Source organism: Geobacter argillaceus (genome assembly GCF_007830735.1).
GTDB classification, from domain to species: Bacteria; Desulfobacterota; Desulfuromonadia; order Geobacterales; family DSM-12255; genus Geomobilibacter; species Geomobilibacter argillaceus.
The window spans coordinates 42,722-63,843 of sequence record NZ_VLLN01000006.1; the positions used below are offsets into that span (position 1 = coordinate 42,722).

Here is a 21,122-nt window from a genome sequence, read left to right on the forward strand (position 1 = left end):
GCCCTTTTTCCGTTGAATGTCAGTGTGCCCCTGCAGCCGGACCGCCACCGGCGCCGGTACGTTTCAGGAGCAGGATCAACGGTATGACCACCAGAAAGGCGAGTCCGACGATCCAGAAGATATGGTTGTAGGCCAGCATTCCGGCCTGACGGCGGATCATGCCGTAGAGGAGGGCAAGGGATTTGGTGTCGGCAGTGACGGCGTCCACCCCCCTGGCCATGACCCCGTGTTTCAGGGCGTTAAGGGTTGACTGGGTGGCAAAGCTGTACGGCGTCACATTGGCAACCAGGCCGGTCTGATAGAACTGGGCGTCACGCGCCAGCATCGTTGCGGCAATGGCTATTCCCACGCTGCCGCCGATGTTCCGCAGCAGATTGAATATGCCGGTTGCATTCCCCATCTCTTCCCTCGGGATGACGGCGAGGGTGACTGTGGTGAGCGGAACGAAGATCATGGCCAGGCCAAAGCCCAGCACCACCCGTGGCCAGACAAAGTCCCAGTAAGAGGCTTCCAGGGTGAATGCGCGCATGATGAACATGGAGACAGCGCCGATCAGGAGCCCCATGACCACGATCTTGCGACCGTCATACCGTTGCAGCGCCGCGCCCACGAACGGCATGGTGATGAGGGTCGCCACGCCGCCCGGCGCCAGGACCATGCCGGCCATGGTCGCACTGTACCCCATCAGGGTCTGGAGAAAGAGCGGAATCAGCATGATGGAGCTGTAGAGGCAGAAGCCGACCACGAACATGATCAGGTTGCCGGCCGAGAAGGAGAGGTTCTTGAAGAGGCGGAGGTTGACGATAGGGTGCTCGTGCCTGAGCTCGACCCTGACCAGCAGGAGCAATGAAATGACGGAAACAACAGCGCAGGTGACGATGAACGACGAGTTGAACCAGTCGTCCTGCTGCCCCTTGTCCAGCACCACCTGGAGCGCCCCGAGCCCGACGGTGAGAAGGCCGAGTCCGGCGTAGTCGATGCTCATCTTTCCGGTCCGCTTCAGGTACTGGGGATCAAAGATGAAGTAGGCGGCCATGACTACTGCAACGATGCCGATGGGGAGGTTGATGTAGAAGATCCAGCGCCAGTTCATGTTGTCGGTGATCCAGCCACCCAGGGCCGGACCGATGATCGGGCCGAACATGGCGCCGATGCCGAAGATGGCCATGGCCATGCCACGCTGATGGGGGGGGAATGTCTCCATCATGATCGCCTGGCTGATGGGGATGAGCGCCCCTCCGGCAGCCCCCTGAAGTATCCGGAAGAGGATCAGGGTCTCCAGGTTGGGAGCCGCACCGCAGAGAAACGAGGCAATGGTGAAGAGGATGATGCAGGTGATGAGGAAACGTTTGCGGCCAAAGAGCCGCGACAGCCAGCCGGTCATCGGGAGGACCACGGCGTTGCTCACCAGGTAGCTGGTCAGCACCCACGCCACCTCGTCGGTGCCGGCGTTCAGGCTCCCCTGCATGTGGGGAAGCGCCACGTTGGCCACCGAAGTGTCGATGATCTCCATGATGGTCGGCAGCATCACGCTGATAGTGATGAGCCATTTGTTGACCGTTTTTTGCGAGGATTCGGACATTACCGGAATGGGTTCAGGTCCTGCAGCAGTTCGTTGGTCCTGCGCCGGGTGTCGATGGTCGGCACCACACTCATGCCGGCACGCAGCAGTTGGCCCGGGTCGCTGCTCCTGTCGATGGCGATCTTGACCGGAACCCGCTGCACCACCTTGACGTAGTTGCCGGTGGCGTTCTCCGGCGGCAGCAGGGAGAAGGCGGCGCCGGTGCCGGCCATGATGCTCTCCACGGTTCCCTTGAAGGTGTGGCCGGGGTAGGCGTCCACCGTAAAGCTCACCTGTTGCCCAGGCCTCACGTGGGTCAGCTGGCTTTCCTTGTAGTTGGCGGTCACCCAGCTCTCCTTTAGCGGAACGATGGCCAGGAGGGGCTGCCCCGGCTGGATGTAGTTGCCGACCTCTGCCGACTTCCGGGTGACGTAGCCGTCGGTGGGGGCCATGATTTTCGTATAGTCGAGGGAGAGGCGTGCCTCGGACAGCTGGGCCCGGCGCTGGGCGATCTTCGCATCACGCCCGCCGCTTCCGGAGAGGCCGATTTCCGCCCGCGCCTTCCTGACCTGTTCCCCTTTTTCCCGCACCAGTGCCGCTGCCACATCGTGCGCCGTTGTCAGGCGTTCCAGCTGTTCCTTCGGGATCACCTCCCGCTCGAAGAGGGCTTTCCCGCGCTTCAGGTCCATCTCCGCCTGTTCGAGACGTGCCCTGCTTTGACCGAGGTCGGCGCGGGCCGCTTCCACTTTGGCATATTCACCGGACGTTTCGTTGCCGGCCATGGAGAGAGCAGCGGCGGCGCCTTCCACGCGCAGCCGGTAGTCGGTCGGGTCGATCTCCACCAGGAGGTCCCCTTTTTTAACCGGCTGGTTATCCTGTACCATCACCCTGGCGATCATGCCCGGCACCCGGGAGGCCACGGCATGGATGTGTGTCTCCACAAAGGCGTTGTCGGTCCGGATATGGCTTTTTCCCCAGAGCCACCAGCGCAGGCCCCCGATAACGCAGATGCTGATCAGGATGAGGAGGATGATGCCGGCCCGTTTCCGGCCGCCGTTCTTTGGGGGGGCGGCCGGCGGGGCGTTTGGAGGTGTGTATGTGCTGTTGTCGTTTTCCATTGCCGCTGAACTCCGTTGGATAGTTGGATGCCGTTTCTACAGTTGCCCCAGTGCCCGCAGCACCCTGGCTGTTGCAACCTGGTGATCGAATACGGCCCGGTGGAAGTCGGTCCTGGTCTGGGAGGCGAGGGTCTGGGCATCGATGACGTCGGTGGCGGTACCGACCTGTGCCTGGTAGCGGTCCTTGTTGATCCTGAGGTTTTCCTCGCTCTGGATGATGGCCTGCCTGGCGACCTCGATCCGTTCCGCTGCTACCTCCCTGTCGTTTCGAGCCGTGGCAAGCTCAAGCCGTATCGATTCTTCCAGGTTTCTCAAGAGCTCTTTTTCCCGTGACAACTGCAGTACGTTCCGGCGGTAACCGGCAGTGGTGGCGTAGCCGTCAAACAGATTCACCTTGAGTCCGATGGTTGCCGCCATGATGGCCTGTTCCCTGGATTTGTCGTTTTGCAGGTAGTCAAGAGAGAGGCGGGTGAAAATCTCCGGATAGTAGCTGCTGCGGCTATCACTGACAGCAGCCTCGCCGGCCGCGATCTGTTTCTGCTGGGCCACAAGCTCTGCCCGGCGGGAGACGTCCGCTGTGTTCTCCGGTGGCACTGTTGCGTCAGGAGTTGCCGACAGTTCCCCCCGGAATGCGGCTGGCTGACCGGTCAGGTAGTTGAGGGTGAGCCACCCGTTGGCCAGGGCGTTACCAGCCGCCAGTCGCTGCTGGCGGCTGGCGGCCAGCTTCACTTCGGCCTGGAGCACGTCGTTGCGGGTCACGACCCCCTGCTCGAAAAGGATGCGGGCGACCCGCAGGTGATCCTCCCGCTGGCGGATTTCATCGTCGGCAGTCTGGAGAAGTTTTTCCTGTTCCAGGATGCCATAGTAGGCACGCACCACCTGAAGAAACAGATCCTGCTCCAGTGCCTGATAACCTGCCGCCACCGCGTCACGCCGCAGGCTTGCCTGGCGGCGCCGGTCGCCGGTGCGGCCGAAATCGTACAGGGTCTGATAGATGGCGAGATTGGCAAAACCATAATCAGCCTGCTGGGTTTCCTGGGTCAAGGGGCCAATTTTTACCGCCTGGGCATCCAGTTGGGCGGTATAGCCACCTTGAACATCGATACGAGGATAGGCACTGCTTCCCGCTACCGTGATGCTCTCGGCGGTAATTTTTTCGTCATGGCGTGCCACAGCCAGTACCGGGTTCCTGCTGGCTGCCTGTTTCAGACAGTTGGCCAGGGTGATGGGGTCGGCAGCGGCGGAGGTGGCCAGAAGGAGCAGGCCGGTCAGCGCGGCAGATAGGGAGCGTTTCATGTCTCCTCCGGTCGACGAAGCTTGTCCAGGATGCACTTAAGGGCGCTGAGTTCATCGGCGCTGATACCGGCCACGAATCGGGCCTGCACCAGCTCTGACAACGGACAGAGCTCGGCCTGCAACCGTTTCCCTTCCTGCGTCAGAAAAATCTGGTAGGCCCGCCGGTCTTCCGGGTGCGGGCGGCGTTCCACCAGCCCCATTTTAGCCAGACGGTCGATCAGCCCACCCATGGTGGTCCGGTCGATATGCGCCCGTGCCGACAGTACCGCCTGGGAGAGGCCGTCTTCCTGCCAGAGAAAGCCGAGGAGCCCGAACTGCCTAGGGGTGAGGTTGAAACGGTCGAATTCTTCCTTGAAGATGGCGCAGGCGCGTTGATACGCCTTGGCCAGCAGGAATCCGACACTCTTATCGATTTCGATCATGGTATCGCCTCGCAGTGAGATTCTCATTATACGGATAGTCAGTGTGCTGTCAATGAAGTTTGGCGCTGAGGCAACTGGGGGTGAGGGATGTATTGAAACGTTGGGGGACAAGGGAAGGGGGTGGCGAGTCGTCGCTTGATGGCCTAGTTGCCGGATGCCAAAGAGGTCGTACCTATAACCAAACAGAAAAATCAAAGGTAATTGAACGCGGATAAACGCTGATTAATGCGGAATAACGCGGATAAACCGAGACAGAAATTAATCTTTCAACTCCGCGTTGATCCGTTCCAATCCGTGTCCATCCGCGTTCCATTGCAGTTCAGGTGCTTCAAAAAACGGTTACGGGATTACACCTCATCCATCTCCAGTTCATTCCTCATCACGTTGACCAGCAGTTCCTCGCCGGCGGCGAACGAGGTGCGATCCTTGGGGAGCAGGGCGACGCCGTCGGCCTGGATCATGGTTTTCAGGATGCCGGTGTTCTGGTCGCCCGATGTCGTAGCTACCAGGTTGCCATCGATCCGTTCGAGCCGTACCCGCAGGAAGTTGACCTTTCCCGCCTTCTTCCGGACTTCTTCGCGCAGGGTTGCCGGTACCCGGTGCCTGACGACCCTGGTGTGCCCCATCATTTTCAGGAGCGCCGGCCGGACAAACTCCTCGAAGGTGATCATGGTGGATACCGGATTGCCGGGCAGGGAAAAGACCGGTGTCGTTCCCTTGAGGCCGAAGGCCGTGGGACCGCCCGGTTTCATATCTACTCTCCAGAACAGCTGCCTGATCCCCAGTTCGGCCAGCACGTCCCGGACGAGATCCAGGTCACCGGCCGAGACGCCGGCCGAGGTGATAAGGGCGTCCGCCTTGAGCCCTTCGACCATTTTTGCTTGGAGGCTATCCCGGTTGTCACGGGCAATGCCGAGCAGTACCGGTTCGGCGTCGATCTCCTTCACGGCGGCAGCCAGGGAGAAGGAGTTGCTGTTGACGATCCGGCCGGGGGTGGGTGGGGTGCCCAGATGAACCAGTTCGTCGCCGGTGGAGAGGATGGCCACCCGCGCCCGGCGGTACACCCGGACCACGGCATAACCGAACGAGGCGAGAAGGCCGATCTCGGGCGGGCGGAGCAGGGTGCCGGCCGTAATGGCCGTTTCCCCTGCCGCGATATCCTCCCCGGTGAAGCGGATGTGCTGGCTCTGCACGACCGGTGCCTTGATGGTGACAACACCGTTCTCCTCCGCGGTCTCTTCGACAGGCACCACTGCGTCGCAGCCGGGTGGGACCGGGGCTCCGGTCATGATCTTGATGGCAGTGCCCGGCACCACCGCCGAGACGATCTCCCCGCCGGCCGGGATGAAGCCGGTAACCTGCAACCGGGCAGTTTCCCGGCAATCGGCAGTAATGACGGCATAGCCGTCCATGGCCGAGTTGTCCGTCAGCGGCAGGTCCCTCGGGGCAACGATCTCTTCGGCAATGATCCGTCCTGCGGCGTCAAGAAGCCCCACCTGTTCGACGCCGAGAGGAGCGATGCTGTCGAGAATGATCTTTCGTGCTTCTTCAAAGGTAGGCATGCTGGTTCTGTATCCTTTACGTCAGTAAGTATTACCCTTTCCGGAACAGGTGGACGGCCGTGGCCTTGAACGAGGCATAGACCGGACAGCCCGGGGTGAGGGCCAATTGGGAGAGCGACTGATTAGTCACCGTGGCGACCAGGGTGAAGCCGCAGTCCATATACACCTTGTTGAACAGCCCCAGCGAGACGATTTTCGTCACGCTGCCGGGAAAGACGTTGCGGGCGCTGGTGCGGTCGGGGCTGGTCGGCGTGACCACCACATGTTCCGGGTGTATGCAGAGTACCACACGTTCGCCTGGTGCGCCATCCCCCGGCAGCTCCATGGTCCGGTCAGCCACCTTCAACGCCAGCAAGCCGTTGCCGGCTTCGGCAACCGTGCCGGTAAAGACATTCTCCATCCCCACAAAGGTGGCCACGAACTCGTTCGCCGGTTGGCCCATGACCTCCGAGGGCGTGCCGGTCTGGACGATACTTCCCTGGTGCATCACCACCAGCCTGTCGGCCAGCCTGAGAGCCTCCACCTGATCGTGGGTGGTCATGATCGCAGCCGTGCCCGACTCCCGGAGGATCTGTTCCAGGTCGTCGGTCAGTGTCTGGCGGGTTGGCGGGTCCAGGGCGACGAACGGTTCGTCCAGCAGGATGACTTCCGGCCGGGTGGCAAAGGCTCGGGCCAGACTGGTGCGCTGTGCCTCGCCGCCGGAAAGCTTGCGGGCCGAACGGTCGGCAAGGTGGACGATCCGAAACCGCTCCATGCAGCTGGTTACCCGCTCCCGGATAACAGTGGCGGGAAGTCGGCGGATCTTCAGACCGGCAGCCACGTTGTCGAACACCGTGGCATCGAAGAGCAGCGGGTCCTGGAAGACCATGGCCAGTTTCCTACGGAAGTCGGTTGCCCCGCCTCCCATCCGGACCGTCTCCCCCCGGAACAGCAGCTCTCCGGCCGCCTGTTTCAGCAGGCAGGCCAGGCTGAGCAGGAAGGTGGATTTACCGGCACCGTTGGGACCGATCAGGGCTACGGTCTCGTTCTCGTTCAGGGTGAATGAGGAAACCTGGAGGACCTCCGTACCGCCACGCTCGACCCTGAAGTCACGCAGTTCCAGTATCGGCTTCCGGTCGGTCATCGAGGCCGCTCCCTTTGCTGCACAACGGTCAGCAGGTAGTTGACGGCAAAGCAGAGGGCAAGGAGGATGATCCCCAGGGCAATGGCGGTGTCGAAGTTCCCCCGGCTGGTTTCCATCACCGTGGCCGTGGTCAGGACCCGGGTGTATCCCTTGATATTGCCGCCGACCATGATGGAGGCCCCGACCTCGGAGATCACCCCGCCGAAGCCGGCCATGATTCCGGCCAGGAGCGGCAGGCGTGCCTCTTTGACCAGCAGCCAGACCATTTGGAGCCGTGAGGCGCCCAGGGCCAGGATCTGCAGCCTGAGGTTGGACGGCAGGTTCTGAATGGCGGCAATGGAGATCCCCATGACGATCGGGGTGGCGATGATGGTCTGGGCAATGACCATGGCAGTAGGGGTGTAGAGGATGTCCCATTCGCTGAGCGGGCCGTTGCGCCAGAGCATGATGGTGACGAAAAGGCCGACCACTACCGGCGGCAGCCCCATGCTGGTATTCACCACGCTCACCACCAGCCGTTTGCCCGGAAAATCGGTGAGTGCGACAGCCGTGCCCCCCAGGGTGCCGATCACCAGGCTGATGAGGGTTGCCAGTCCCGAGACCTTAAGGGAAAGGAGCACAACGGAGAGCACCTCCCGGTCAAGAGAGACCAGGAGGTGCCATGCCTGCACAAAACCGTCGAGAATCAGCTCCATTCAGAGTCCCAGCGACTCCGGCTTCTTGCCGGCATCCGGGAAGAAGAGGGGGGAACCGTACTTGTCCACGCCGAACTTAGCGATCACCTCTTGTGTTTTCTTAGATACCATGAAATCGGCAAACGCCTTGGCACCTGCGGTATTCACCTTGGGCCACTTGGCGGGATTCACTTCGATCACGTGGTAGATGTTCAGGAGTTGCGGATCGCCCTCCGCCAGGATCTCAAGGCCAAGGGTCTTCCTGAGCGCCAGGTACGTTGCCCGGTCGGTCAGGGTATACCCCTTCTTCTCGGCTGCCACGTTCAGGGTCTGGCCCATGCCGAGGCCGGTCTGTTGGTACCATCTCTGGCCGTTCGGCGCGATGCCGGCCGCCTTCCAGAGCCCCTTTTCCTTGGCGTGGGTGCCGGAGTTGTCCCCCCGCGACAGGAACAGGGCACCGGCCTGGGATATTTTCTTGAACACCTCGGACGACGCCTTGGTGCCCTTGATCCTGGCGGGGTCGGCGGCCGGACCGACCATGATGAAATCGTTGTGCATCACCAGCCTACGACTGCTGCCGGCTGCTTCGGCCATGAACTTCTTCTCGGCATCCGGGGAGTGGACCAGGAGCACGTCAGCCTCTCCTTTCTTCCCCATGGTCATGGCCTGGCCGGAACCGACGGCGATGGTCTTGACGAAGTAGCCGCTCTCCTTCTCGAATAGCGGGATCAGGACGTCCAGCAGGCCGGAGTCCTGGGTGCTGGTGGTGGTGGCCAGGATCAGGTTCTTCTGGGCCGCGGCCGCCGGTTGGGCCACTGTGACGCAAACCAGTGCGACAAGGGCGGTGAGAAAGCTGACGATGTTTCTTGCTCTGTTCATACAATCCCTCCTATTTTGATGTGGTTCAGGAATACATTTCATTTTTGACGATGGTCGCCATCCGCTTCAGCCGGCTGATCCCCTGCTTGCAGGCCTCGAAGGCGTCTTCGCTGTTGGGGGAACTGGCCGCCACCAGGGAGATGATGTCGCCGATGGCGAGACAGCCGGTGCGCCGGATCAGCAGGATATCCTCTACTTGCCACCGCTCTTTCAGGTCAGCGACGATCCCTTCCATCTCCTGTACGCCCCCGTCAGTTGCCCGGTAGTCGATGCAACTGGTCCTGCCGCTGGCGTCGGCCTGTTCCTTGACCACGGCGTAGTGGAAGACCACCGATCCCGAACTCCCCTTGGCAATCCGTTCGTACAGTGCTGTCGGGTTTATCGGCTCGGCGGTGATGCTGACCATGAATAATCCTCCACAAAAATGGGCGTTATGCAACTGTGCGTAAAAAAAGGACCATTCCCGTAAGGAAAGGCCCCCTGTGACGTGTGGAAACACAACAGTCATGAAGGTCTCCTTTCCAAAGGGAGGCACTGCCGTTTCCAGCAGGACCCGGTGGTCCGCTGCCGTGAGCACAAGGCTTGTAGGCAGCTAGGACTCGGAGAGCACGCGTGTTGGATTTTTAGCCGATTTCTTGCATGATGTCCAGAAGGTTTATGGAGTGTTGGTTGCTTTGAGCCGGGGATGAATATCCGAACCCCCTCCCCGGGTGGGGGAGGGGGTTCGGAGGTCATTGCATGACCCGCTGATTCTTCTTGATGTTACGCCGCTTTTCTGATGGAGCAGAGCAGTCCCTTCCACTGGGGATACCCCATGATCGGCTCCCGGCACTGGCAATCGGTGAGGCGATTGCAGTTGGCCTCCCTGGGCCAGCCGTGGGGTACCAGTACCACCCCTTCCATGGTGCGGTCGCTCACTTCGGCCTTCATCTTCACCCAGCCGCGATCCGTCTCGATAATGACGTCGTCATGATGAACAATGCCATATTTGGCAGCCGTTTGCGGACCCATCTCGGCCCGCGGATGCGGATCCAGTATTCTCATTGATTTAATATTATGCATCTGGGAGCCGTTATAATGGATATAGCGGGTGCCGGTGGACAGGACCAGGGGATACTTTCCTCCCAGCTCCTCCCAGCGGGTTCCCTGGGGGCTCTTTTCCGGCTCCAGGTAAGTGGGGAGCGGACTGAAGCCGACATGCTCGAAGGCATCGCTGTAGAGCTCGATCTTCCGGGTCGGCGTGGCAAAGGAACGCTCAGTAAGTTCGTAGCTCTTCTCCTGGTAGAAGGCCCCTTCTGGATGCGCCCGCAGATAATCGAAGGAGAGACTGCACGGTTCCAGCTCGTGAGCCACCAGCTCTTCATCGTCCTTCCAGGGGAACAGCTCACCGAAACCGCACGCCTCGGCAAGCCCCTTGTAGAACTCGACCACGCTCTTGCACTCATGGTAGCGGCCCACCGCCGGCTCACGCAGCATGAGATAGGGGAGGCAGTGGCAGACGTTGTAGTTGTAGCCCAGTCCCCAGAATTCGAGCTGATTGGCGGCCGGAAGGACGTAGTGGGCGTGCTCCGCCGTCTCGGTCATGAACAGGTCGTAGACCACCAGCAGGTCGAGCTTCTTGAATGCCTCGGTCAGGGCGTTGGAGTCGGGCATGGTGACGAGCGGGTTGCCGCCTGCCACGATGAAGGCCTTGAGCTTGTCAGGCACACTCTCGGGTACCATGTTCATTACCGCGTAGGGGCTCGTCCTGCTCCACAGCTCGTAGAAGAGCGGGTACTCTTCGGCCCCCAGCGGCTTGCCCTTGACCGGCAGGCTGATGTCGGAGAGTGACAGCCGTGGGCTGATCACCCAGCCACCGGGCACGTTGATGTTGCCGGTGATGGACTGCAGGATCGCCATGGCGCGGTCGGTCTGACTGCCGTTGGCCTGCTGGTCCTGGGTGCAGGTGCCGTGACAGATGCTGGCTCCTCTGGTCCCCGCGAAGAGCCGTGCCAGTTTGCGGATGTCATCGGCCTTGACCTCGGTGATTGCCTCGGCCCACTCGGGGGTGTACTGCTGGATGTGGGGCACCAGCTTGTCGAAGCCGTGGGTCCATTTCTCCACGAACTCGTGGTCGTACAGGTCCTCGTTGATGATGACGTTGATGAGCGCCAGGGCCAGGGCGCCGTCGGTCCCCGGCCTGATCGCCAGGTACATTTCGGCCTGGTCCGCAATGGCGATCCTTCTGGGGTCGATGACGACGACCTTGGCGCCTTTCTTGAGGTTTTCCTGGATGGCGATGGAGAGGGCAATGTCCGATGCGGCCGGGTTATGCCCCCAGAGGATATAGAGGTTGGAGTCCATCTCCTCCACCGGGTATTTGCCGAACGTGATCTGCCTCGAGCGAATCCTCATCCGGAAGCAGATGCTCTCCACCGAGAAGAAATTGGGCGAGCCGAAGGCAGCCTTGAACCGATGGGTGAGCGATCCCATCTCCAGGTTTTCAACGCCGATGGAACCGCAGAAGAATGCCAGCACCGAGGGATCGAACTCCTCCTTCAACTCTTTAAGTTTGGCCGCGATCTCGGAGTAAGCCTGCTCCCATGAAATCTGCTGGAACTTTCCGTCCACCTTCTTGAGCGGGTGTTTGAGCCGGTCGGGATGGTACAGGTGCTCGATCATTGCCTGCCCCTTGGCGCAGAGTATCCCCTTGTTCATCGGGTGGGACTCCTGCCCCTTCACCGCCGTCACCTTGCCGTCTTCCACCGTCACCTCGACGCCGCAGCTCTGGTAGCAGAGGCAGCAGGCCGTATACACTGTCTTTTTCCCTTTTTCTGACATCATTTAACCCTCCGTTTGGTTCTCGTGTTGATTCGAGATAATGATCGACAATCGATCAGCCGCAGTTTTGCTGTTCCTCCCACAATTGAGGCCTTCGAGCAGATGACTATCCGTTTCAGTTATCGTTTAAGGATGGCCGTTGATGCATCCATTCTCCGCGCCACCCATGGTTGCCAGCATCGACTGAAGCTTTTCCAGCGTTGCCGTCATCAAGTCGGCACAGGCGCGCTTGTCGGGGCTGGCAGACAATATTTGTTCACACCGAGTCCCTCCGTAGGTTCCCTCAGCCCTGACCGTGAACCAGTCAATCAGCTCGCCGAGCAGCAAGGGAAGCTCAGGGGCCTGGAGATCCCTGTCGGGGAAGGTCTCCAGGCAGAGCGATAACGCGCATGCCGCGCCGCTCAGCACCCCGCAGGTACCACCTGAAGAGCCTGTGCCAAAGCAGAGAGCAGCCATTGACCTGACCAGATCCGGATTATCCCGCCCCAGGTCGCGCAGCACGAGCTTGACCACGATCTGGCTGCAGCAATAGCCGTTCTGCTTGAGACGCAGGATGTCTAGATACGGGCCATCCAGCTGAATTGTGTTCATCATTTCGTCGTTCATAGTGTCGATCTCCTGGTTCCAAGCTGGGCCACATCCTTCACCCCGGACTATTTGTCCTCAAGCATTCTCTCTGCCATGGCCATCTTGACGACGGCGTTTTCCTCGCTGATCAGCACCCGTTGGCAGGTAGGACAAGAAGGAAGATCAACGGCAAAGGTTTCGTCCAGGTAGGCCAGCTTGACCGTTGCCAGCGCCAGCGGGACGAGGCACCTGGCACAGAACCAGTCTGTTTCTTGCGGCTCTTTTTTGGACGGCAGATTGAATCCCTCAAGGATCTTCATCCGATGGGAATAGGCATTGAATATTCGATAGTATCCCTCTTCCAGGGCATACTCCACCCAGTAGGTGACCTTGGGAGAGATAACGTAGGCCAATCGGTGGCCTGTAGCCTTGTTAGTGTGAAACAGATGCTCTTTGTCCGTAACGGAGAGCGTGCGCCGGACATCTTCCACCCTGATCCCCCGCTGCTCCAGCAGGTTCCGCACATCCGGCTCCATCTCCAAAGGGGTGCTGTTTTCGTGGTCCATGATATTTACCTTCAGTTCCTAAAACGAACGGTAACGTTATGTGCGTTAGTTCAAGCTGGAAACTTGGCAGTCCTCCTCGAAGGTAATGGTCGCGTGACCGTCTTTGCCCCTGAAAAGCAACCGGTTCTCCCCGGCTTCGGGAACGATCTCTCCTGCGGCATTCTCTATTGTCCTCAGCATCAACAGTTCTCCCCGTTAAAATAACATGGAGGCTTTCCTGGAAAAGGAAGCCCCCTCGACGACCTGGACTGACGCCACGCCGTTTGGGTCTCCTTTGCAAAAGAAGGCTGCGCCGTTTCCAGCGAAACCCAATGGCCGGGCACCATGAGGATATCCTGTTAGGTGCTGCGGCTCGGAGATGGTTTATTCAATTGGTCGTTGCGATCTTCTGTACCCTGACGTCGCTCCGTTGAGACCATCAACCTCCCCAATTTGCTCAAGGGAACGTCAATCTTGTCCGGCCCGGCATGGGTCATAGCCACTAAAAAGCAATTAATGCGCCAACACAAGAACTAAGGAAGCCAGGCTTACTAACACTGTAAAAATGGGCGCAAACTCGGCCCCTTAACCGTACTGACCGAAAACGGAGTTCCCCGAGCCGGACAATACTCTTGTCTGATTAACACACAGTTGTCTGTTTCCAGGACGGTTGCGCAATGTCTGTGCTGTCGAGCCATTGCCCCTGGCTCTGACGGGCATGTCACTCCGAGAAATCCGGGCAGCAGTCCCCGGCCAGCGGGGTCATGGCTATGCCAGCCGGCGGTAGATCCCCACCACCTTGCCGATGATGGCGAGCTCGTCCCCGGGGTTGACGATGATCGGCTGCATGTTGGGGTTCTCCGGCTGCAGGCGGATACGGCTCCGCTCCCGATAGAAGCGCTTGAGGGTTGCTTCCCCCTCCACCATTGCCACGACGATGTCCCGGTTCTCGGCCGTTGGCTGGGGGCGGACCAGGGCCAGGTCCCCCTCGACGATGGCGGCGTTGACCATGGAGTCCCCCTTTACCCGGAGAAAGAAGGCGCCGCCGGCCCTGGCGATGGAGCGGTCGACCGAGATGTATTCCTCGATATCCTCCACCGGCGGCTGGGGCGTGCCGGCCCGCACCACGCCGACCACCGGCAGCGGCTGCGGGGCCTCCTGGTCACGGCCCGACCGGGAGAGTTTCTTAGGGAACGCCGCTCCCCCGGTGGGCACGGTCAGGACGATCGCCCGGGAGTTGCCCGCCTCCTTCCGGAGGTATCCCTTCCGCTCCAGGGCCGCCAAATGCTTCATGACGCCGAGTGTACCGCTGATGCCGAGCTGGCCGGCGATTTCCCGCAGGGTGGGTGGGTAGCCGGCGCGGGCCAGCTGTTCCCTGATGACGTGCAGTACCTGCCTCTGGCGTGGGGTGAGATCGTCCATGATGGGTCCTTTGTTGCCACTTGTGCGGTGTGGTTTTCAAATGAGAACCTATCACCGGGATGCGGGCATGTCAAGAGTGGGAACATTGCCGTTTGCCCTGGCGCCTGTCTGCGGCTATACTGGCTAGCGGCAACGGGAAGGGGGAGCGATGGGACAGGAGCTACCGGGGAGTGAAAAGGGAGGGAGGCCGATGACGCCGGTTCGTCTGGTGGTGTCCGGCTGGCTGGCGATGACGAGCGCGCTCCTGGCCATCCCGCTCTTCCTGCTGTCGTTACGACTGGCCGGCGTTGAGGACCTTGTGGCCAGGGCCATGGAAGCGGGACTGATGGTGGTCGGCACCGCGCTCTTCGTCTATCTCACGATCACCCTCCGCCGGCTTCTGCACAGCCGGTACGCCTTTCACGACACGGACAATGCCATCGCCCTCCTCATCAAGGCCAACGTGGTCCTGACCACAGTCGGCGTCGTCGGTCTCGCCGTACCGTCACTGGCCTCATCGGTGGGGCTGTTCACCATCATCTGCCTCCTGCCGCTCGGCATCTTCCAGGCCTATTTCGGTCTGCGCCTCATGCGCCTGCCGGACGAGCAGCACGCTCTCTTCCGTTCCTACTGCTACCTGAACCTGGCGACCGGCCTTTGTCTGGCCCTGGTCATCACGGCACCGCTGGCGCTCCTGCTTGGCGCCATTACCGATGTCATGCTCGGCACGATCTTTTTCCAGCACGGCCAGCGGGCAAAGGGGCATATTCCTGATACAGTTTAAGCAGGCAGCTACGAAGGAGATCGGAACAGGGAAAGGAGCACAAAGATGGTACCGCGTGAACAGATCGACAGATTCCTGCAGGCAACACGTTTCGGCGTCGTGGGGGCCTCGACCGACCGGACCAAATACGGCAACCGAGTGCTGCGCTGTTACCGGCAGAAGGGGCTTAGCGTTGTGCCGGTCAACCCGAAGGAACGGGAGATCGAAGGGATTCCCTGCGTGGCGACCGTGGCCGGCCTGCCCGACGACGTGACGAGCATCTCGGTCATCACCCCGCCGGCGGTGACCGAGCAGGTGGTGGAGGCGGCGATTCAGAAGGGGATCAAGCACATCTGGATGCAGCCGGGGGCCGAGAGCCAGAAGGCGGTGGACCGTTGCCTGGAGGCGGGGATCAACGTCATTGCCGACGGCAGTTGCATTCTGGTGGTCCTCGGCTACCACGATCATTGACCGGGGATCGGCCTTGCCGGTGCGGTTTCAGTTGTGAGATAGCTTTTGCATAAATCGGTCGAAGATGTTAACTTGAATGCAGGGAAGCGATAACGACAAGTATGGGGGTGTAAAGGTTTCGACGGGGGTAGGAAGCAAAGGTTGCATGCCGGGGTGTGGGCAGGCCCCGTAAAACAGCCCACACGGCTATAAATGCCGACAATTACAGCTACGCCGTAGCAGCTTAATACCCTGCTACCGTCTCTCCTAGTTCTTCTCATGGGCCGGGAAGAGGCGTCATTTTCGTGAGATAGTTTTCCCGAAGGCCCACGGCGGGGAAGCGAAACCTAGTGGGATCGCGGTCTGAAGATTCTGTTCGGTGAAGACGATGACTGCTAAACCTTAAACACCGAAACAAGCATGTAGACGCCTTCTGTGTATGACTTTCGGACGCGGGTTCGATTCCCGCCACCTCCACCATTTGAGAATCCAACGAAGTGCAACGTAGTACAGAAAGCCCTGATAAATCGGGGCTTTTTCTTTGTCTATGGTCAACTTGGTGTCCATTTATGTCTAACAAGTGCATTGTGGGTAGCCGTCAATAGTGGAGCAATTGACTCATGCGGCCTCTTGTTGTTGATAGAATTGGCGTCCGAAGGCGGTCGGTGCCCACTATTGACGACCGATCTCACTGCCTTGTTTCATCGACCATCTCCACACAAAAGCTACTGCCGCCGCCAGGGGGCACTTCCACCCAGGCCCGCCCACCGTAAAGGTGGGCGATCTTTTGCACCGTGGCGAGACCTACTCCTGTCCCCTCCACCTCCTTTCCTGTAGAGCCCCGGTAGAAGAGATCGAAGATACGGCTCCGTTCTTCTTCGGGAACACCGGGGCCATGATCGCGAACAGAGAACCTCACCCGCGTCCCCAGGCGTTCTCCCTCCACCTCAATGGACCCTCCCGGCCCGGCATAACGGATGGCGTTGCCGATCAGGTTGTCGAAAACCTGGAGCAGAACTGTTCTCGGTACCCTGATGCAGGGCAACAAACCTGTCTCGACCGTCATACAGGCATCGGCAAGCCGGCTCGCCAGACCCACAAGCGTTTCCTGCACCACCTGGTTGCTGTCCACCGGTTCGGCAGGGGGGGGGAGGTACCCCGTCCTGGCAAGGGAAAGCAGGTCCTCCAGGAGACCGAGCATCCTTTGCCCCTGCCTGCCAATCTCTGCAAGGTACTCCTTGGCTTGCTCGTCTAGTCTGTCTCGGTATATCACCTGCAAAAGTTCTGCATAGCCGATGATGGGGGTGAGAGGGGTACGGAGGTCGTGGGAAACCATCTGGACGAAGTCATCCAGTTCCCGGTTCGCCTTGCGGATCTCCTCTTCCATCTGGACCCGCTCGGTGATGTCCTGCACCAATCCGATGCAGTAGAGGGGCTCCGTGTCTGCATCTAATACGCATGCCACCGAGGCGTGCCCCCAGACTGACTGACCGTCCTTGCGCAGATACCTTTTTTCGTAATGAAGCACCTCGCGTTGTCCGGCAAATATTTCGTCGTAATGAAGTGACGTCTTGTCCCGGTCTGCCGGGTGTGTGACCTCCTCGACAGTCAAGTTGGCCAATTCGTCCTCGGGATAGCCGAGGAAACGGCACATTGCCGGATTTGCCTGCATTATACTTCCGTCATGCGATATGATAACCAACCCCGCAGCCGCGGTGGTGAATACGGAACGCCACCGCGCCTCGCTCTTCCTCAGGGCCTCCTCGGCCTGCTTGCGCTCGGTGACATCCTGCATCTGCCCCACAAAATAAACGAGTTTCTGCTGTGCATCATAGACACCTGCAACGGTGACATAGCCCCAGATAACGGCGCCGTCCTTGCGTAGATAGCGCTTCTCGTATTCCATGGAGCGCCTGCGGCCTGACCGCAGTTCTTCGTAGACCTCTCGGCCCTTGGGACGGTCCTCGGGATGCGTGATGTCGCGCACGTTCAGACGCAACATCTCTTTTTCGGTGTAGCCGAGCAGCAGGGAATTTGCCGGATTGCTCTGGAGAAACCTCCCGTCCGGCGAAATGATCACCATCCCGATGGCTGAATAGTGGAAGAACGAGCGAAACCTCTCCTCGCTCTCCCGAAGGGTTTCTTCCGCCCGTCGGCGCTCGGCGATATGCCGCCACTCCCGCAGCGCCCTTTCCACGATGTGCGCCATGTCGGCCAGTGATGCCTCTGATTTCACAAGGTAATCAATGGCGCCGGCTTTCATCGCGTCCACCGCCTCCTTTTCGTCACCCTGGCCGGTGAGCATTACGATAGGGAACGTCGTCTTTTCCCTGACCGGCGGCAATAACTCAATACCTCTGCCATCGGGGAGAAGGATATCAACAATTGCCAAGTTGGGTCGAAACTCTTGCAACCTGGCCCGGCCTTCGGCAAGGGTGCGCGCCACGGTCAGCGTGATCCGCGGGTCTTGAACCGTCAGGACAGTGCGGATATGTTCGATATGGAGGGGAGAATCTTCGACAAGCAGGATACTGATAGCCCCTTCGTGGGACATCGTTACGGAGCAGGACATGGCGAACCTTTTCATATATACTGTGCAGGATGCCCAACGGGTGCAGCACGCTGGCCCCTATGACCGATAGGTTTAACTACCGGAGCATAACATAGATTGTACCAGCAAATAAATCAAGTTTGCGGGGCAGGCACTACGGAAATATTTACGTCGATCCTTGCGTAACCGGGATCTTCAGGGGAAATAGCCAAAGAATGCGGTTGATTCCGGAGACCCCATGAGTCATATCCTTGCCCTCGATCAGGGGACTACCAGTTCCCGTGCCATTGTCTTTGACGGTTCCGCAACGATCTGCGCCATTGCCCAGCGGGAATTCCGTCAGATCTTCCCCCAGCCCGGCTGGGTCGAACACGACGGCCTGGAGATCTGGGCTACCCAGGTCGGTGTGGCGGCCGAAGCCCTTACCCGGGCCGGCATCTCCCCCCGTGAGGTAATGGCTATCGGCATCACCAATCAACGGGAAACGACACTGCTCTGGGACCGGCACAGTGGCGAGCCGCTTTACAACGCCATTGTCTGGCAGGACCGTCGGACTGCGGCACTCTGCGACCGACTCAAGACGGAAGGGCTGGAGCCGCTGTTCCGGCAGAAGACCGGCCTGGTACTGGACGCCTACTTTTCCGGCACCAAGCTGGCCTGGCTGCTGGACAACATACCCGGTGCCCGTGATCGGGCCGAGGCCGGAGAACTGGCCTTCGGCACGGTCGATACCTGGCTGGCGTGGAATCTCTCGGGCGGCCGGCTGCATATCAGTGACGCCAGCAACGCTTCCCGGACCCTGCTGTTCAACATCACCACCCTTGACTGGGACGACGAACTGCTGGCGATTCTCGGCATCCCGCGGGTGGTCCTGCCACAACTGGTCGATTCCAGCGCTGTCTATGGCGAGACCGCCGGCGACCTCTTCGCCGCGGCTATTCCCATCGCCGGCATGGCCGGGGACCAGCAGGCGGCGCTGTTCGGCCAGGCCTGCGGTACGGCCGGGATGGCCAAGAACACTTACGGCACCGGCTGTTTCCTGTTGATGCACTGCGGGGAGCGGCCAGTGCCGTCGCAGCACAACCTGCTCACCACCGTTGCCTGGCAACTGGCCGGCAGGGCCGACTACGCCCTTGAAGGGAGCGTTTTTGTTGCCGGCGCTGCGGTGCAGTGGCTGCGCGACGGGCTTGGCATCATCCGTTCCTCCAATGAGGTGGAGGCGCTGGCTGCCAGCGTCCCGGACAGCGGCGAAGTCTGTCTGGTCCCGGCCTTCACCGGCCTCGGCGCCCCGCACTGGGACCCTTACGCCCGCGGCACCATCGTCGGCATCACCCGCGGCACCACTGCTGCCCATATCGCCCGGGCCACCCTGGAGAGCATTGCCTTCCAGTCTGCTGATCTCCTCACTGCCATGGAGGCCGATGCCGGCATCACCCTGTCCGAACTGCGGGTCGATGGCGGTGCCACGGCGAATGCGCTTCTGATGCAGTTCCAGGCCGATCTTTTGGGGGTGCCGGTGGTGCGGCCGCGGGTCAGCGAGACAACGGCCCTGGGGGCCGCCTACCTGGCGGGGCTGGCGGTTGGACTGTGGCGCGACCGCCAGGAGATCGCCGGTCACTGGCAGGCAGACCGGGTCTTTAGCCCGACCATGGGCCGGGCGCAGGCAGCGGAGTTGCGGGGCAGGTGGGAACGGGCGGTGGAACGGTCACGGGCGTGGGTTGCGCCATGACCCGGTCGGAACTGTTGCAGCGGCTCGACGGAGAAAGGAACTGGGACCTGCTGGTCATCGGCGGCGGCGCCACCGGCCTCGGCGTGGCGGTGGATGCTGCCAGCCGAGGCTACCGGACCCTACTCCTGGAGCGTGATGACTTCGGCAGCGGCACGTCCGGCCGGAGCACCAAGCTGATTCACGGCGGGGTCCGTTACCTGCAGCAGGGAAACATCTCCCTGGTGCTGGAGGCGCTCCACGAACGGGGGGTGCTGATTCGCAATGCCCCGCACCTGGTGCACAACCTCTCGTTCGTGGTGCCGCTCTACGATTGGTGGGAAGGTCCGTTCTACGGTGTCGGACTGAAGCTCTACGACATGCTGGCGGGCAAGCTGGGGCTGGGGCCGTCGCAGCTCCTCTCCCGGGAGGAGACCCTGCGACACATCCCCACCGTCGAGCCGGCAGGACTGCGCGGCGGGGTGATCTACCACGACGGCCAGTTCGACGACGCAAGGCTGGCCGTGGCCTTGGCCCGCACCTGCGCCGACCTGGGCGGTGTGCCGCTGAACCGTGTGGAGGTGTCCGGGCTGCTCAAAAGCGGCGGGCTGGTCCGTGGGGTGGCGGCCCGCGACCGGGAGAGCGGACGCGAGTACGAGATCGAGGCGAGGGTGGTGGTAAATGCCACCGGCCCCTTCTGCGATGCCGTCCGTCTGCTGGACGAGCCCGGTGCGCAACCGCTCATCGCGCCGAGCCAGGGGGTGCATCTGGTGCTGCCCCGGGAGTTCCTGCCCGGCGACAGCGCCATCATGGTGCCCCACACCGACGATGGCCGGGTACTCTTTGCCGTTCCCTGGCACGACCGGGTGATCGTCGGCACCACCGACACGCCAATGGTTCGGGTCACTGCCGAGCCCCGTCCACTGGCGATGGAAATCGAGTTCCTCCTGGAACATGCGGCCCGCTACCTTGCCCGCGACCCCGGCATGTCCGATATCCTCAGTGTCTTCGCCGGCATTCGTCCCCTGGTGCTGGGTGGTGATGTGACTCATACTGCGACGCTTTCCCGCGACCACACGCTGCTGGTCTCGGCTGCGGGGCTGGTCACCATTACCGGCGGAAAATGGACCACCTACCGCAGGATGGCCGAGGATACGGTGACCTGTGCGGCCAGGCTGGCGGGTCTCGATGAGCGACCATCCCGCACAAACAACCTTCCCATTCACGGCTGGGTTGGGGAGTCGCCCATGAATGGGGAATGGCAGCTCTACGGAGCCGATGCCGCCGCTCTGGACGAGCTGTGCGCCGGGCAGCCGGATCTGCGTCAGTTGCTGCACCCCCGACTTCCGTACCGGCGGGCAGAGGTGGTTTGGGGGGTACGACACGAGTGGGCGCGGAGCGTGGAAGACGTGTTGAGCCGCCGTACCCGGGCACTCATTCTCGATGCACGTGCCGCCATGGAGGCGGCCCCTGCGGTTGCCAGCCTGATAGCCGCCGAACTGGGGCGAGACGCAGCGTGGCAAGCAGCAGAGGTAACGGCCTTCTGTGCCTTGGCCAAGGGGTATCTCCCTCCTGGGATCGTTGCTGAACAGCCTGTCAGGAACAGACCCGCTGGAAGGAATTCTTCACTTGACACCATGTGGCAAATCTGCGATAAAACGTCGCCAAGTGGTTATGATTAAAGT

The 21,122-nt window shown here is 60.9% G+C and carries 19 protein-coding genes, 1 other RNA gene and 2 riboswitches; of the genes, 5 read left to right on the plus strand and 15 right to left on the minus strand.

Going from position 1 to position 21,122, the window contains the following annotated elements; genetic code table 11:
• Positions 1-19: 19 nt before the first annotated feature.
• The 14 genes from JN12_RS06500 to lexA all read right to left on the minus strand — a co-directional run bounded on the left by JN12_RS06500 (position 20) and on the right by lexA (position 13,989).
• On the minus strand, positions 20-1,582 hold the full coding sequence (locus tag JN12_RS06500) for a DHA2 family efflux MFS transporter permease subunit (protein WP_145019966.1): 1,563 nt from the start codon (positions 1,580-1,582) through the stop codon (positions 20-22).
• Positions 1,582-2,679, minus strand: a complete 1,098-nt coding sequence (locus JN12_RS06505; RefSeq protein ID WP_145019970.1) for an HlyD family secretion protein — start codon at positions 2,677-2,679, stop codon at positions 1,582-1,584. Before JN12_RS06505 ends, JN12_RS06500 begins: the two co-directional genes overlap by 1 nt.
• A 36-nt stretch (positions 2,680-2,715) precedes the next feature.
• The gene (locus JN12_RS06510) at positions 2,716-3,975 is read right to left on the minus strand and encodes a TolC family protein (protein WP_145019974.1); all 1,260 of its coding nucleotides are present in this window, start codon (positions 3,973-3,975) and stop codon (positions 2,716-2,718) included.
• The gene (locus JN12_RS06515) at positions 3,972-4,397 is read right to left on the minus strand and encodes a MarR family winged helix-turn-helix transcriptional regulator (RefSeq protein WP_145019977.1); all 426 of its coding nucleotides are present in this window, start codon (positions 4,395-4,397) and stop codon (positions 3,972-3,974) included. Before JN12_RS06515 ends, JN12_RS06510 begins: the two co-directional genes overlap by 4 nt.
• Positions 4,398-4,744: 347 nt before the next feature.
• Complete coding sequence (locus JN12_RS06520) at positions 4,745-5,959, minus strand: molybdopterin molybdotransferase MoeA (protein WP_145019980.1); 1,215 nt, start codon at positions 5,957-5,959, stop codon at positions 4,745-4,747.
• 31 nt (positions 5,960-5,990) lie between these two features.
• A complete protein-coding gene (locus JN12_RS06525) occupies positions 5,991-7,082 on the minus strand; it encodes an ABC transporter ATP-binding protein (RefSeq protein WP_145019983.1) in 1,092 nt (363 codons plus the stop codon).
• Positions 7,079-7,777: an ABC transporter permease gene (locus JN12_RS06530; RefSeq protein WP_145019986.1), complete on the minus strand. Its 699-nt coding sequence runs from the start codon at positions 7,775-7,777 to the stop codon at positions 7,079-7,081. The genes JN12_RS06525 and JN12_RS06530 overlap by 4 nt, the downstream gene beginning before the upstream one ends.
• Entirely contained in the window at positions 7,778-8,635 is an 858-nt protein-coding gene (locus JN12_RS06535; protein WP_145019989.1) for a substrate-binding domain-containing protein, read from the minus strand.
• 25 nt (positions 8,636-8,660) lie between these two features.
• Entirely contained in the window at positions 8,661-9,041 is a 381-nt protein-coding gene (locus tag JN12_RS06540; RefSeq protein WP_145019992.1) for a molybdenum cofactor biosynthesis protein MoaE, read from the minus strand.
• A 93-nt stretch (positions 9,042-9,134) separates the two neighbouring features.
• A riboswitch (molybdenum cofactor riboswitch) is annotated at positions 9,135-9,252 on the minus strand.
• 145 nt (positions 9,253-9,397) lie between these two features.
• Complete coding sequence (locus tag JN12_RS06545) at positions 9,398-11,458, minus strand: molybdopterin-containing oxidoreductase family protein (RefSeq protein ID WP_246125776.1); 2,061 nt, start codon at positions 11,456-11,458, stop codon at positions 9,398-9,400.
• A gap of 123 nt (positions 11,459-11,581) precedes the next feature.
• Positions 11,582-12,061 (minus strand): DVU_1555 family C-GCAxxG-C-C protein, encoded by a 480-nt coding sequence (locus JN12_RS06550; RefSeq protein ID WP_246125777.1) that lies wholly within the window; start codon positions 12,059-12,061, stop codon positions 11,582-11,584.
• Between the two features lie 47 nt (positions 12,062-12,108).
• On the minus strand, positions 12,109-12,588 hold the full coding sequence (locus JN12_RS20745) for a DVU_1557 family redox protein (protein ID WP_246125778.1): 480 nt from the start codon (positions 12,586-12,588) through the stop codon (positions 12,109-12,111).
• Positions 12,589-12,633: 45 nt separating this feature from the next.
• Positions 12,634-12,768 (minus strand): hypothetical protein, encoded by a 135-nt coding sequence (locus JN12_RS20985; protein ID WP_281287718.1) that lies wholly within the window; start codon positions 12,766-12,768, stop codon positions 12,634-12,636.
• 73 nt (positions 12,769-12,841) lie between these two features.
• A riboswitch (molybdenum cofactor riboswitch) is annotated at positions 12,842-12,958 on the minus strand.
• A 377-nt stretch (positions 12,959-13,335) separates the two neighbouring features.
• Entirely contained in the window at positions 13,336-13,989 is a 654-nt protein-coding gene (lexA, locus tag JN12_RS06560) for a transcriptional repressor LexA (RefSeq protein WP_145019995.1), read from the minus strand.
• Positions 13,990-14,137: 148 nt separating this feature from the next.
• Between lexA and JN12_RS06565 the strand changes: the two genes are divergently transcribed.
• From JN12_RS06565 to ssrA, 3 genes are all read left to right on the plus strand, one after another.
• A complete protein-coding gene (locus JN12_RS06565; protein WP_145019998.1) occupies positions 14,138-14,752 on the plus strand; it encodes a hypothetical protein in 615 nt (204 codons plus the stop codon).
• A gap of 45 nt (positions 14,753-14,797) precedes the next feature.
• Positions 14,798-15,202, plus strand: a complete 405-nt coding sequence (locus JN12_RS06570) for a CoA-binding protein (protein WP_145020001.1) — start codon at positions 14,798-14,800, stop codon at positions 15,200-15,202.
• A gap of 103 nt (positions 15,203-15,305) precedes the next feature.
• Positions 15,306-15,661: a transfer-messenger RNA gene (gene ssrA / locus JN12_RS06575) on the plus strand.
• A gap of 208 nt (positions 15,662-15,869) precedes the next feature.
• On the opposite strand, the gene JN12_RS06580 is transcribed toward ssrA, so the two are convergent.
• On the minus strand, positions 15,870-17,753 hold the full coding sequence (locus JN12_RS06580; protein WP_170241864.1) for a hybrid sensor histidine kinase/response regulator: 1,884 nt from the start codon (positions 17,751-17,753) through the stop codon (positions 15,870-15,872).
• A gap of 217 nt (positions 17,754-17,970) precedes the next feature.
• Here JN12_RS06580 and glpK point away from each other — a divergent pair, with 217 nt between their 5' ends.
• Both glpK and JN12_RS06590 read left to right on the plus strand, forming a co-directional pair.
• Positions 17,971-19,461 (plus strand): glycerol kinase GlpK, encoded by a 1,491-nt coding sequence (gene glpK, locus JN12_RS06585; RefSeq protein ID WP_145020007.1) that lies wholly within the window; start codon positions 17,971-17,973, stop codon positions 19,459-19,461.
• On the plus strand, positions 19,458-21,119 hold the full coding sequence (locus tag JN12_RS06590) for a glycerol-3-phosphate dehydrogenase/oxidase (protein ID WP_145020010.1): 1,662 nt from the start codon (positions 19,458-19,460) through the stop codon (positions 21,117-21,119). Before glpK ends, JN12_RS06590 begins: the two co-directional genes overlap by 4 nt.
• Positions 21,120-21,122: the final 3 nt, after the last annotated feature.

Excerpts from the sequence above, each read along its gene's own strand:
- lexA (WP_145019995.1), bottom strand. The coding sequence starts at position 13,989 with ATGGACGATCTCACCCCACGCCAGAGGCAGGTACTGCACGTCATCAGG.
- JN12_RS06540 (WP_145019992.1), bottom strand. The coding sequence starts at position 9,041 with ATGGTCAGCATCACCGCCGAGCCGATAAACCCGACAGCACTGTACGAA.
- JN12_RS20985 (WP_281287718.1), bottom strand. The coding sequence starts at position 12,768 with ATGCTGAGGACAATAGAGAATGCCGCAGGAGAGATCGTTCCCGAAGCC.
- JN12_RS06520 (WP_145019980.1), bottom strand. The coding sequence starts at position 5,959 with ATGCCTACCTTTGAAGAAGCACGAAAGATCATTCTCGACAGCATCGCT.
- JN12_RS06505 (WP_145019970.1), bottom strand. The coding sequence starts at position 2,679 with ATGGAAAACGACAACAGCACATACACACCTCCAAACGCCCCGCCGGCC.
- JN12_RS06590 (WP_145020010.1), top strand. The coding sequence starts at position 19,458 with ATGACCCGGTCGGAACTGTTGCAGCGGCTCGACGGAGAAAGGAACTGG.
- glpK (WP_145020007.1), top strand. The coding sequence starts at position 17,971 with ATGAGTCATATCCTTGCCCTCGATCAGGGGACTACCAGTTCCCGTGCC.
- JN12_RS06535 (WP_145019989.1), bottom strand. The coding sequence starts at position 8,635 with ATGAACAGAGCAAGAAACATCGTCAGCTTTCTCACCGCCCTTGTCGCA.
- JN12_RS06580 (WP_170241864.1), bottom strand. The coding sequence starts at position 17,753 with ATGTCCTGCTCCGTAACGATGTCCCACGAAGGGGCTATCAGTATCCTG.
- JN12_RS06570 (WP_145020001.1), top strand. The coding sequence starts at position 14,798 with ATGGTACCGCGTGAACAGATCGACAGATTCCTGCAGGCAACACGTTTC.
- JN12_RS06515 (WP_145019977.1), bottom strand. The coding sequence starts at position 4,397 with ATGATCGAAATCGATAAGAGTGTCGGATTCCTGCTGGCCAAGGCGTAT.
- JN12_RS06550 (WP_246125777.1), bottom strand. The coding sequence starts at position 12,061 with ATGAACGACGAAATGATGAACACAATTCAGCTGGATGGCCCGTATCTA.
- JN12_RS06545 (WP_246125776.1), bottom strand. The coding sequence starts at position 11,458 with ATGATGTCAGAAAAAGGGAAAAAGACAGTGTATACGGCCTGCTGCCTC.
- JN12_RS06510 (WP_145019974.1), bottom strand. The coding sequence starts at position 3,975 with ATGAAACGCTCCCTATCTGCCGCGCTGACCGGCCTGCTCCTTCTGGCC.
- JN12_RS06500 (WP_145019966.1), bottom strand. The coding sequence starts at position 1,582 with ATGTCCGAATCCTCGCAAAAAACGGTCAACAAATGGCTCATCACTATC.
- JN12_RS06525 (WP_145019983.1), bottom strand. The coding sequence starts at position 7,082 with ATGACCGACCGGAAGCCGATACTGGAACTGCGTGACTTCAGGGTCGAG.
- JN12_RS06530 (WP_145019986.1), bottom strand. The coding sequence starts at position 7,777 with ATGGAGCTGATTCTCGACGGTTTTGTGCAGGCATGGCACCTCCTGGTC.
- JN12_RS06565 (WP_145019998.1), top strand. The coding sequence starts at position 14,138 with ATGGGACAGGAGCTACCGGGGAGTGAAAAGGGAGGGAGGCCGATGACG.
- JN12_RS20745 (WP_246125778.1), bottom strand. The coding sequence starts at position 12,588 with ATGGACCACGAAAACAGCACCCCTTTGGAGATGGAGCCGGATGTGCGG.